This window comes from Streptomyces sp. NPDC057474 (assembly GCF_042802555.1).
GTDB lineage: Bacteria > Actinomycetota > Actinomycetes > Streptomycetales > Streptomycetaceae > Streptomyces.
Window position 1 is genome coordinate 23,839 of sequence record NZ_JBHVDX010000096.1, and the last position, 11,211, is coordinate 35,049.

Genomic DNA, 11,211 nt, shown 5'->3' on the forward strand with positions numbered 1-11,211 from the left:
CGTGCTCGTGCTCGTACTCGTGCTCGTACTTGAACTCGGCCTCGTACTCGGCCGCGGCGAGGGTGCTCACGGTGCTGCTTGCCCTCGTCGTGGTGCTCGGGGCGCCCTTCGTCGGCGGGCCCGCGCACGCCGCGGACAAGCCGACCGTGAGGCTGTCCAAGTCGCAGGCGGGGGCCGGTGGTTCGGTCACCGTGACCGGCGGTGGCTGGCGGCCGAAGGCGATCCTGATGGTGTTGATCTGCGGTCGGTCCGTGCCGTCGCGGGGTGTGCCCGGCGGCACCGACTCCTGTGCCAACGCCGACGGGCGGGCCGTGACCGCCGACGACAAGGGCGACTTCCGCCGGGAGTTGCCGGTGGCCGAGCCGCCGGTGCCGTGCCCGTGCGTCGTGCACGTCTCCACCATCACGGGCCCGAAGGCGGAGGCCGACGCGGTCTTCCAGGTCGCCGGGCACTCGGTCGAGCCGTTGCCGCAGGAGGCGGCCGGCGGACGGCTCTCGCTTCTGACGGACAGTCGGCTGAAGGGCTCCGGCGGGCTGTTGACCTGGTTCGGGGCGCCGCCGACCCGCGAACTGGTCTTCACCGTCGGCAACGTCGGCACCTCCCCGGTCAAGAACCCCGTCTTCCAGGTCGGCACCTCCCACGGAGTGTTCGCGCCGCAGTGGGAGGAACAGCAGTGGCGCGGCACGATCCAGCCGGGCCGCCAGACCCGCATCACCCTGCCGGTCGACCTCGCGGCCGGGGCCCACGGCGACTACACCGTCTCCCTCAAGTACGGCGGCAAGGTCCTCGCCGAACAGCCGTGGAACGTGGGCCGACCCTGGGGCGTCACCCTCTTCTGGCTGATGCTCTGCGCCGTCGTACCGGCCGCGTCGTTCCGCATCGGGATGGCCGTGGTGGACCGGGTGCGGCCGGGGCGCAAGGCCCCCGAACGGAGGCTGCGGATGCCCGGGCTTCCCGTGTGGGTGCCCAGGCCGAGTGCCTCGACCGCCGCGCACGCGCAACCCCGTACGGCGTCCCCGTCGCGTACGACCCCGGCCCTGCCGTGGTTCACACCGGACACCGATCCGGGGGCGCCGCGGGCCGTGCGGCTCTCCTCGTCGCAGGAGGACTCATCCACGTGAGAGGCGAGAAAGGGCCGCCGCACCCGGAGGTACGGCGGCTCTTCCCACGAACCGTCAGGCGTCGGCCTCAGTTGACGTCGCCCGTGAGGGCCCTGACCTTCCTGCGGTACATGTAGATCGCGAAGCCGGCGAGGACGGCGAGGGCGGCCTCGACGGCGACCATGCCGGTGCCGCTGAGGTCGAAGCCGCCGACGGCGGGGTTGGAGAGCAGGCCGGTGAGGGAGTCGCCCGCGGTGACCGCGAGGAACTACACGCCCATCATCTGGCCGGCGTACTTGGCCGGGGCCATCTCGTCGTCAGACAGGCCGACCGGGGAGAGGCACAGTTCACCGACGGTCTGGATGAAGTAGATGCCCACCAGCCACATGGGGCTGGCCAGGGTGCCGTCCGCCGCCATCCCCAGCGGGATCAGGAAGAAGAAGAACGAGATACCGATGAGCACCAACGCCATCGCGAACTTCACGGCCGTGCCGGGCTCCCTGCCCTGTCGGTTCAGCCACAGCCCATGATGAACAGCGGGTTCAGCGACTGGTACCAGGAGGTCGGGAACTCGAAGCCGAGCAGCGAGCCGGCCACCTGCTTGTCGTTCGAGCCGAACGCCTGGACCGTGGACGCGCCCTGGTCGTAGATCATCCAGAACACGGCGGCGGCGACGAAGAACCAGATGTAGCCGGTCATCTTCGACTGCTCGGCGGTGGTCAGTTCCCTGTCCCGCTTGATGCGCAGCAGCACACCGGCCGGTTCGTGCGGGAAGCGGAAGGGCTTGAGAGGTGAATCACAGGTAAGAAGGCAATTGCGAGTGCATATTCGAAGGTCATTCATAGGTTCACCGCATGCAGACGCAGGGTGAGGCCATGGGTGGCGTGGTACGGCGGGGTCATGTTCACGGGATCGGCGCGTGATCGGCACCGGACCCAAGCGTCTTCTTCACGCATGGGCGCGGATCTTCACCGGAGTGGGACGAAACGCCCGCCGCAGTGGATCATGCCCCGGGGAAGTAAGAGCAGCGTCGGACAAAGGTGTGAATCGTGCTTGCCGATCACCCTCCACCTGCGGTTCTCGGCGGACTACCATCACTCCATGACCCGTGTACTGCTCGCCGAGGACGACGCGTCCATCTCGGAGCCGTTGGCTCGCGCACTGCGCCGGGAAGGGTACGAGGTGGAGGTCCGCGAGGACGGACCCACCGCGCTGGACGCCGGAATGCAGGGTGGCGTCGACCTGGTCGTCCTGGACCTGGGGCTGCCCGGCATGGACGGCCTGGAGGTGGCCCGCCGGCTGCGCGCCGAGGGCCACGCCATCCCGATCCTCATCCTGACCGCGCGCGCCGACGAGGTGGACACCGTCGTCGGCCTCGACGCGGGTGCCGACGACTACGTCACCAAGCCCTTCAGGCTCGCCGAGTTGCTGGCCCGCGTCCGGGCCCTGCTCCGGCGCGGCGCCGCGGAGCAGGCGCAGCCGCCTGCCACCCATGGGGTGCGGATCGACGTCGAGTCGCACCGGGCGTGGATGGGGGACGAGGAGCTTCAGCTCACCGCGAAGGAGTTCGACCTGCTGCGGGTGCTTGTGCGCGACGCGGGTCGCGTCGTCACCCGTGACCAGCTGATGCGCGAGGTCTGGGACACGACGTGGTGGTCGTCGACGAAGACTCTCGACATGCACATCTCCTGGCTGCGGAAGAAGCTGGGCGACGACGCGGCGAATCCGCGGTACATCGCGACGGTGCGGGGCGTCGGGTTCCGGTTCGAGAAGAACTGAGCGGGTGAACTGAGCGGGTGAACTGAGCGGGTGGGGCAGGGTGCCCAGTAGTTCGGGGGCGCGTGTGGTGTGGCGGTCGCGGGTGGGGCGTGGCTGATCGCGCGGTTCCCCGCGCCCCTCACGGGGCGAGGCCCTGCTGCCTACCCGGCTTCCTGGCTGCGGGCAGCCGTGCCGCTGGGGCGGCACGGGTGGGCGCGGCGGCACCCTGCCGGCGCCGGTAGGCGAAACCGACCCCCGACCCCCGACCCCCGACCCCCGCCCAGCGGCAGGCGCCGGGTGCCGCACAATCAGAGGTCCAAGAACACCCGCCCCGCCCGGAGGGCAACCGTGCGTCGCCGTCTCATCCAGTCCACCCTCGCCGTCGTCCTCGTCGTCATCGCGGTCTTCGGCGTCTCCCTCGTCATCGTCGAGACCCGCACGATCAGCAACAGTGCCCAGGAACGCGTGGAGTCCGAGGCGGTCCAGCTGACGAGCATCGTGGACAGCCGCATCATCGGCGACGAACGGATCACCGCGGAGGTCCTCAGGGACCAGGTCGGCGACGAGCGTTACGCCCGTATTGAGATCCCCGGCCAGACCGCGATCGAGATCGGCGAGAAGCCCGTCGGCGACGTCATCCGCCACGAGGCCAAGGGCGAGAAGGACGAGGTCGTCACGGTCGAGGAGTCCCGCTCGGCGGTCAGCCGCGAGGTCGGCCGTACGCTGCTGATCATCGCGGCGGTCGCCCTGCTCGCCGTCATCGCCGCCGTGCTCCTCGCCGTACGCCAGGCCAACCGCCTCGCCTCCCCCCTCACGGACCTCGCCGAGACCGCCGAACGGCTCGGCTCCGGCGACCCACGGCCCCGCCACAAGAGGTACGGCGTCCCGGAGCTGGACCGGGTCGCGGACGTACTGGACGCCTCCGCCGAGCGCATCGGCCGCATGCTGACCGCCGAGCGGCGCCTCGCGGCGGACGCGTCCCATCAGCTGCGTACGCCGCTGACCGCGCTGTCCATGCGGCTGGAGGAGATCACCCTCACCGACGATCTCGCCACGGTGAAGGAGGAGGCGCACATCGCGCTCACCCAGGTCGAGCGCCTCACGGACGTCGTGGAACGGCTCCTCACCAACTCCCGTGACCCCCGCAACGGCTCTGCCGTCTCCTTCGAGCTCGACGAGGTCATCAAGCAGCAGCTGGAGGAGTGGAGGCCGGCCTACCGCAGCGCCGGCCGCGCCGTGGTCAGTTCGGGCAAGCGGCACCTCCAGGCCGTGGGCACGCCGGGCGCGGTCGCGCAGGTGCTGGCAGCGCTGATCGAGAACTCGCTCATGCACGGCGGCGGCACGGTGGCGTTGCGCACGCGCGTCACCGGGAACCAGGCGGTGATCGAGGTCACCGACGAGGGGCCCGGCGTACCCGCCGAACTCGGGGCGCGGATCTTCGAGCGGGCGATCAGCGGGCGCAACTCGACGGGGATCGGGCTGGCCGTGGCGCGCGACCTCGCGGAGGCCGACGGGGGGCGCCTGGAGATGCTCCAGGCGCAGCCGCCGGTGTTCGGGCTGTTCCTGTCGCGTACACCGGTGCGGACGCCGTCCGGCGACGACCGGCCTGTTCGGTAGTTCGGTAGCTCGGTAGCTCGGCGGTTCGGTACGGGTGGGCGTTCGCGGATGCGTCGTAGCTCCGAGGTGTAGGACGGCGACGGCGACTGCGGGTCGATCGTGGTTGATCGCGCAGTTCCCCGCGCCCCTTGAGGGGTGCGGCCCTGAGCGGCGGCTGTACGGCCCCGTCGCTTGCCCGCCAGGTCTGCCGGTTCCACGCCCCGCCAGGTCTAAGGTCTACGCCCTGCCGTTTGAGCGCTTTGCCGCACCCCCGGTAAGGGCGGGTGGGTGGGGGTCTTCCGCTTCGAGGAACGATTCCGCGCTTGCCACCGCCTCGCGGGCCGGGAGGGTCCGGAACACCCAGGTGCGGTACGACCAGAACCGGAAGAGGGTCGCGATGCCGATGCCGAGGAACTTGAAGATGTTGGACTGCAGAGGGCTGTCCCAGCCGAAGCCGTACGTCGCGGTGTACAACACCCCGTTCTCGATCACCAGCCCGACCGCGCTGAACAGCAGGAAGAGCGACAGCTCCTTCGTACGGCCGCTCTTGTCGCGGTCCCGGTACGTGAAGTAGCGGAACCCGACGTAGTTGAAAGCGATGGCCACGACCGTGGCGATGACACTGGCCCGGACGACCTGCAGGTCGGTGGTGTGCCGCATGAGGTTGAACACGGCGAGGTTCACCAACAGCCCCGCACCGCCCACCGCGCCGAACTTGGCGACCTCCCGTACGAACAGGTCCATCCGGCGGCGCAGGGCGCCGCGGGGCTTCGTATCAGGCCCCGAGGTGGTATTTCCCATCGTGTGCGGCCCCCGTCGCTCGGTCCGGTCGGTGTCGTGCCGGTGGTCAGCCGGTTGCTGTTCCGTCCGAAATGAGTTGATCTTCGGTCGAAATCCACTGGTTCAGCCATGCTAACCAGCGCCCCTTGGTTATGCCTGTGCAGAAGCTCACAGCAACGGTCCAGGGGCCGTACGGGAGCGGTCCAGGGGGGAAATGGGCGGGGAAAACGGGCACCCGGGAGTGGCCGATTCCGTGGCCGATACCCTGGGGGAGTGACGTTCCCGGTAGTCGGCATGGTCGGCGGGGGTCAGCTCGCTCGTATGACACACGAGGCGGGCATCCCGCTCGGCATCAGGTTCAAGCTCCTCAGTGACACCCCTCAGGATTCCGCGGCGCAGGTCGTCGGCGATGTCGTCATCGGCGACTACCGCGACCTCGACACGCTGCGTGCGTTCGCGCAGGGCTGCGACGTGATCACCTTCGATCACGAACACGTACCCACCGAGCATCTACGGGCCCTGGAGGCGGACGGCATCCCCGTCCGCCCGGGCCCGGACGCGCTCCAGCATGCCCAGGACAAGGGGGTGATGCGCGCGAAGCTCGACGCGATCGGTGTGCCGTGCCCACGGCACCGCATCGTCGCGGACCCCGACGACGTGGCCGCTTTCGCCGCCGAGGGCGATGGGTTTCCGGTCATCCTCAAGACGGTCCGCGGCGGCTACGACGGCAAGGGCGTGTGGGTCGTCCGGTCGGTCGAGGACGCCGCCGAGCCCTTCCGCGTCGGCGTCCCGGTCCTCGCGGAGGAGAAGGTCGACTTCGTACGGGAGCTGGCCGCCAACGTCGTACGGTCGCCGCACGGCCAGGCCGTCGCGTACCCGGTCGTGGAGTCGCAGCAGGTGAACGGCGTCTGCGACACCGTCATCGCGCCCGCCCCCGGCCTCGACCCGGCCCTCGCCCTCAAGGCCGAGGAACTGGCCCTCACCATCGCCAAGGAACTGGACGTGATCGGCCACCTGGCCGTAGAGCTGTTCCAGACCCACGACGGTCGCATCCTCGTCAACGAGCTGGCCATGCGCCCCCACAACTCCGGCCACTGGAGCCAGGACGGCGCGATCACCTCGCAGTTCGCCAACCACGTACGGGCCGTCCTCGACCTGCCGCTGGGCGACCCGCGCCCGCGCGCGAAGTGGACCGTCATGGTCAACGTCCTCGGCGGCGACTACCCCGACATGTACTCCGCGTACCTGCACTGCATGGCCCGCGACCCACAGCTCAAGATCCACATGTACGGCAAGGACGTGAAGCCCGGCCGTAAGGTCGGTCACGTCAACACCTACGGCGACGACCTCGACGACGTGCTGGAGCGCGCCCGTCACGCTGCCGGTTACCTGAGAGGCACGATCACCGAATGAGCCCCGTCGTAGGCATTGTCATGGGGTCGGACTCCGACTGGCCCGTCATGGAGGCCGCCGCGCAGGCCCTCGACGAGTTCGAGATCGAGTACGAGGTCGACGTCGTCTCCGCGCACCGGATGCCGCGCGAGATGGTCGCGTACGGCGAGGAGGCCGCGGGCCGGGGGATCAAGGTGATCATCGCGGGAGCGGGCGGCGCAGCCCATCTGCCCGGCATGCTCGCGTCCGTGACCCCGCTGCCGGTCATCGGCGTCCCCGTGCCGCTGAAGTACCTCGACGGGATGGACTCCCTGCTGTCGATCGTGCAGATGCCGGCCGGTGTGCCCGTCGCGACGGTCTCCGTCGCCGGGGCCCGCAACGCCGGTCTGCTGGCCGCGCGGATCCTGGCCACGCACGATGAGGAACTCCTCGGCCGTATGCGGGAGTTCCAGCAGGAGCTGAACGACCAGGCCACCGAGAAGGGCAAGCGCCTGCGCACCAAGGTCGACGGAGCCGGCGGCGGCTTCGGCTTCGGGAAGTAGAAGCAGAAGCAGAAGCAGAGCAGCTAGAGGTAGGCGTAACGGAATGACGGGGATCACGGGGGATACGGGGGACATGGATATGGCATCGCTGGAGGCGGCCCGGGAGCTGCTGCGGGAGTTCCCGGTCGCGGACGGGCACAACGATCTGCCCTGGGCGCTGCGCGAGCAGGTCCGCTACGACCTCGACGCGCGGGACATCGCCACCGACCAGAGCGCCTATCTGCACACCGACCTGGCGCGGCTGCGCGCGGGCGGAGTCGGGGCGCAGTTCTGGTCGGTGTACGTCCCCTCGGATGCCGCGGCCTTGCCGGGAGCGGTTCCCGCGACGCTCGAACAGATCGACTGTGTACGGCAGTTGATCGACCGTTACCCGGCGGAGCTGCGGGCCGCGCTGACCGCAGCCGACATGGAGGCGGCTCGCGCCGAGGGCCGCGTCGCGTCCCTCATGGGCGCCGAGGGCGGCCACTCCATCGACAACAGCCTCGCCACCCTGCGGGCGCTGTACGCGCTCGGCGTCCGCTACATGACGCTCACGCACAACGACAACATCGCCTGGGCGGACTCCGCGACCGACGAGGCCGCGGTCGGCGGTCTGTCGGCCTTCGGCCGGGCGGTCGTCCGGGAGATGAACCGCGAGGGCATGCTCGTCGACCTCTCGCACGTGGCCGCGACGACGATGCGTGACGCGCTCGACACGTCGACGGCCCCGGTGATCTTCTCCCACTCGTCGTCGCGGGCCGTCTGCGATCACCCCCGCAACATCCCGGACGACATCCTGGAGCGGCTCCCGGCCAACGGGGGAGTGGCGATGGTGACGTTCGTGCCGAAGTTCGTGCTCCAGGCCGCCGTCGACTGGACGGCCGCCGCCGACGAGAACATGCGGGCCCACGGCCTCCACCACCTCGACACCACCCCCGAGGGGATGGCGGTCCACCGCGCCTTCGAGGAGCGGAACCCCCGCCCGGTCGCCACGGTGTCCACGGTCGCGGACCATCTCGACCACATGCGCGAGGTCGCCGGCATCGACCACCTCGGCATCGGCGGCGACTACGACGGCACGGCCTTCACCCCGGACGGCCTGGGCGACGTCTCCTGCTACCCGAACCTGATCGCCGAGCTCCTCGACCGCGGCTGGTCCCGGACCGACCTGGCCAAGCTGACCTGGCAGAACGCGGTCCGGGTGCTGGGTGCGGCGGAGGATGTGGCCCGGGACCTCCAGGCCCGTACGGGCCCGTCGAACGCGACGCCGGCGCAGCTGGACGGGTGACACCGGGCGCCGCCCGGGCGTCACCCGGGTGGCGTACGGCGGCCCCGCGGCGGCCGTACAACCCGAACGACCCACCCACCAGGAAGGCGGACGGGCTCCGTGCCACGGTGACGAGTACTGCGATCACCCAACGGCTACGGAGGTCCGCCATGGCAGATCTGCAGGACGAACTGCAAGCGGCGGGGGAGGCCGGCGAACTCGACCCGCCCCCCACCACCCGCACGAAGGCCAAGCCGAAACGCGGCCACCACCCGCCGGTGGCCGAACCGATAGCCCCCGGCGACGCCGACCGAGCCGACGCCGACCGCCCCGACGGCAGCCGAACGGGCGCCGACCGACCCGGCGGCAGCCGAACGGACGGCGACCGAGCCGCTGCCGTCGGCCACGCCGAGGGCAGTCGCGCCGCAGGCACTTCCCCCGCTTCCCCCGCTTCCCCCGCCTCCGCCGCCGACGCCTCCGGCACCTCTGGCCCGGGCGGCGAGCGGCCCGAGGCCGGGACCGTCCGGGTCCGGGCCGCCGAGGCATCCGGGGCCGAGACCGTCGTGGCCGGGACCGCCGAGCCCTCGTCCGAGCTGGCCGAGGCGCACGCCTTTCTTGTCGCGCACCCCGTGGCCGACGGCTACAGCGGGCTGCCGTCGGTGTTGCGTCAGTTGCCCCGGTACGACCTGGAGCTGGGCGAGGGCGGCGTGGACACCGATGTGCCGCGGATGCGCAAGGGCCACATCGGCGCGCTGTTCTGGTCGCTGCACCTGCCGGAGGGCCTGACGGGCGAGCAGGCCGTCGGCGCCACCCTGGAGCAGCTGGACCTGGTCCGGACGGTCGTCCACGCCCACCCCGAGGGCCTGCGGCTCGTGCACAGCGCGGGGGAGACCACCGACGCCCGCAACTGCGGCCGCGTCGCCGTCCTGCTCGGCCCCGCCGGAGCCCCGGCGATCGGCGACTCCCTCGGCATCCTGCGCGCCCTGCACGCGCTCGGCCTCAAGGCCCTGACCCTCGCGGCCGCGTCCTGGGCGGGCGAGTCCGGGCTGAGCAGGTTCGGCGAGGAGGTGGTCCGCGAGATGAACCGCATCGGCGTCCTCGCCGATCTCTCCGGCGCCTCCGAGCCGACCTTCCGCCGGGCGCTCGCGGTCTCCCGCGCCCCGGCCCTGTGCACCCGCTCGGCGGCCGGCGCCCTACGGCCCCACCCCGCCAACCTCCCCGACGACCTCCTCGCCGCGCTGGGCGAGGCCCGCGGCCTGTGCATGGTGCCGCTCACCGCCGAGCAGACCGGCCCGTCCGTCCATGACGTCGCCGACCACCTCGACCACGTCCGCGCGATCGCCGGCCCCGAGTGCGTCGGCCTCTCCGGCACCTACGACTCCGGCGCCGCCCACCCCCAGGACCTCACCGACGCCTCCTGCTACCCCCGCCTCGTCGCCGAACTCATGCACCGAGGCTGGTCCGAACCCGACCTCGCCCTCCTCACCTGGGGAAACGTCCAACGAGTCCTCCGCACAGCCGACTTCACGGCACGAGCGGCAAAAGACCGCCGGGACGCATCGACGGCGAGGATCGCGGAGCTGGACGGCTGACCACCGCCGCGCACCCCGCGCCCCTGCCTTTCGACCAGGGGGCGCGGGGATGCTTTTCAGGGGCGCGGGGCTGTATCGATCTGCGGCTCCGCCGCGTCGGCGCGACAAGCCACGGAAACCCGCAGCCGCCGAACACCCCCCCGCGCCCCTCCCCTACCGCGTACTCAGCACGCACACAGACAGAACGGATGCCCCGCCGGATCCGCGTACACCCGGAACCCCCGCTCACGGTCCTCCGCGTCCAGCACCCTCGCCCCGAGCGCCAGCACCTCTTTCTCCGCCGCGTCCATGTCCTCCACGGCGAGATCGAGATGGAACTGCTGCGACCGCTCCGACGAGGGCCACTCCGGCGCCACGAACCCCGGCGCCTCCTGGAACGCCAGCCGCGCACCCCCACCCGGCACCTCCAGGTCCACCCAGTCCCCCTCCCCGCTTACCTTCCCGCCGATCACCTCGGCGTAGAACCCGGCGAGCGCGGCCGGGTCGGGACAGTCCAGAACGACGACATCCAGCTTGGCGATGGCCATGGCCTTCTCCTTGCTCGTTCCTGCTCGCGTGACTTCGGTTACCTGTAGGGCAGAGTAACCAGTAACGGTTACCTCATGCATCCCCATTAGCGGTAACGTCACCGTCATGAGTGAGAGAGCGTCCGCCCCCGGCGGCCTCGCCCTCGTCGAGAGCCTGGTCAACACGCTGGACATGGAGACGGGCGCCGACGCCTTGGGCACCCTGGAGGGCCGCGCCGGCCTGAACCTGACGGCCGAGGACGACATCACGGCCGTACGCGGACTGCGGGAGTCCCTCCGGGCGACCCTGCTGGCCCATGCCGGCCACGCACCGCACCGCCCGGTGACCCCACTCGGCGAGCTCCTGGCCGCCGCACCCCTGGTCGTCGCGGTCTCCGCCGAGGACGGCTCCGCGACGCTGCGCCCCGCCGCCGACCCGGCCCCCCTCGTCTCCCGAGTGGCCGCGGCCGTCGCCGAGGCCCTCACGGCCGGCACCTGGCAACGTCTCAAGGCCTGCGAGGCCCCCGACTGCCACTGGGCGTACTACGACCGCAGCCCGGCCGGACGCGGCCGCTGGTGCTCGATGCAGGTGTGCGGCGCCCGCGCGAAGATGCGCCGCTACCGAGCGAAGTAAGCGCTTCGCCCCCGCCCGCGGCCCGAACGGTGGAGAATGTGGGAAGACGCCGTTCCGGCCGACTG

At 71.1% G+C, this 11,211-nt stretch carries 10 protein-coding genes and 1 pseudogene; 8 read left to right on the forward strand and 3 right to left on the reverse strand.

What is annotated here, in order from left to right; translation table 11 throughout:
- Positions 1-62 precede the first annotated feature (62 nt).
- On the forward strand, positions 63-1,121 hold the full coding sequence (locus ACFU53_RS25330; RefSeq protein WP_383996649.1) for a hypothetical protein: 1,059 nt from the start codon (positions 63-65) through the stop codon (positions 1,119-1,121).
- A gap of 67 nt (positions 1,122-1,188) precedes the next feature.
- Here ACFU53_RS25330 and ACFU53_RS25335 read toward each other — a convergent pair.
- A pseudogene (locus tag ACFU53_RS25335) lies at positions 1,189-1,862 on the reverse strand (oligopeptide:H+ symporter); the annotation flags it as partial.
- Positions 1,863-2,201: 339 nt separating this feature from the next.
- Between ACFU53_RS25335 and ACFU53_RS25340 the strand changes: the two are divergent.
- Entirely contained in the window at positions 2,202-2,879 is a 678-nt protein-coding gene (locus ACFU53_RS25340; protein WP_383996614.1) for a response regulator transcription factor, read from the forward strand.
- A gap of 327 nt (positions 2,880-3,206) precedes the next feature.
- A complete protein-coding gene (locus ACFU53_RS25345) occupies positions 3,207-4,475 on the forward strand; it encodes an ATP-binding protein (RefSeq protein ID WP_383996617.1) in 1,269 nt (422 codons plus the stop codon).
- A gap of 216 nt (positions 4,476-4,691) precedes the next feature.
- Here the strand turns inward: ACFU53_RS25345 and ACFU53_RS25350 are convergent, their stop codons facing one another.
- Positions 4,692-5,255, reverse strand: coding sequence for a GtrA family protein (locus tag ACFU53_RS25350; RefSeq protein WP_383996620.1), 564 nt, complete (start codon positions 5,253-5,255; stop codon positions 4,692-4,694).
- Positions 5,256-5,507: 252 nt separating this feature from the next.
- Between ACFU53_RS25350 and ACFU53_RS25355 the strand changes: the two genes are divergently transcribed.
- The 4 genes from ACFU53_RS25355 (at position 5,508) to ACFU53_RS25370 (ending at position 10,006) form a co-directional block, all read left to right on the forward strand.
- Complete coding sequence (locus tag ACFU53_RS25355) at positions 5,508-6,647, forward strand: 5-(carboxyamino)imidazole ribonucleotide synthase (RefSeq protein WP_383996623.1); 1,140 nt, start codon at positions 5,508-5,510, stop codon at positions 6,645-6,647.
- Positions 6,644-7,168 (forward strand): 5-(carboxyamino)imidazole ribonucleotide mutase, encoded by a 525-nt coding sequence (gene purE / locus ACFU53_RS25360; protein ID WP_383996626.1) that lies wholly within the window; start codon positions 6,644-6,646, stop codon positions 7,166-7,168. Before ACFU53_RS25355 ends, purE begins: the two co-directional genes overlap by 4 nt.
- Before the next feature lie 79 nt (positions 7,169-7,247).
- Positions 7,248-8,435: a dipeptidase gene (locus ACFU53_RS25365; RefSeq protein ID WP_383996652.1), complete on the forward strand. Its 1,188-nt coding sequence runs from the start codon at positions 7,248-7,250 to the stop codon at positions 8,433-8,435.
- Positions 8,436-8,584: 149 nt separating this feature from the next.
- Positions 8,585-10,006 carry a dipeptidase gene (locus ACFU53_RS25370; protein ID WP_383996629.1) on the forward strand — a complete coding sequence of 474 codons (1,422 nt, stop codon included), beginning with the start codon at positions 8,585-8,587 and terminating at the stop codon, positions 10,004-10,006.
- Positions 10,007-10,170: 164 nt separating this feature from the next.
- On the opposite strand, the gene ACFU53_RS25375 is transcribed toward ACFU53_RS25370, so the two are convergent.
- A complete protein-coding gene (locus tag ACFU53_RS25375) occupies positions 10,171-10,533 on the reverse strand; it encodes a VOC family protein (RefSeq protein WP_383996632.1) in 363 nt (120 codons plus the stop codon).
- Between the two features lie 106 nt (positions 10,534-10,639).
- Here ACFU53_RS25375 and ACFU53_RS25380 point away from each other — a divergent pair, with 106 nt between their 5' ends.
- On the forward strand, positions 10,640-11,146 hold the full coding sequence (locus ACFU53_RS25380; protein WP_383996635.1) for a CGNR zinc finger domain-containing protein: 507 nt from the start codon (positions 10,640-10,642) through the stop codon (positions 11,144-11,146).
- Positions 11,147-11,211 lie beyond the last annotated feature (65 nt).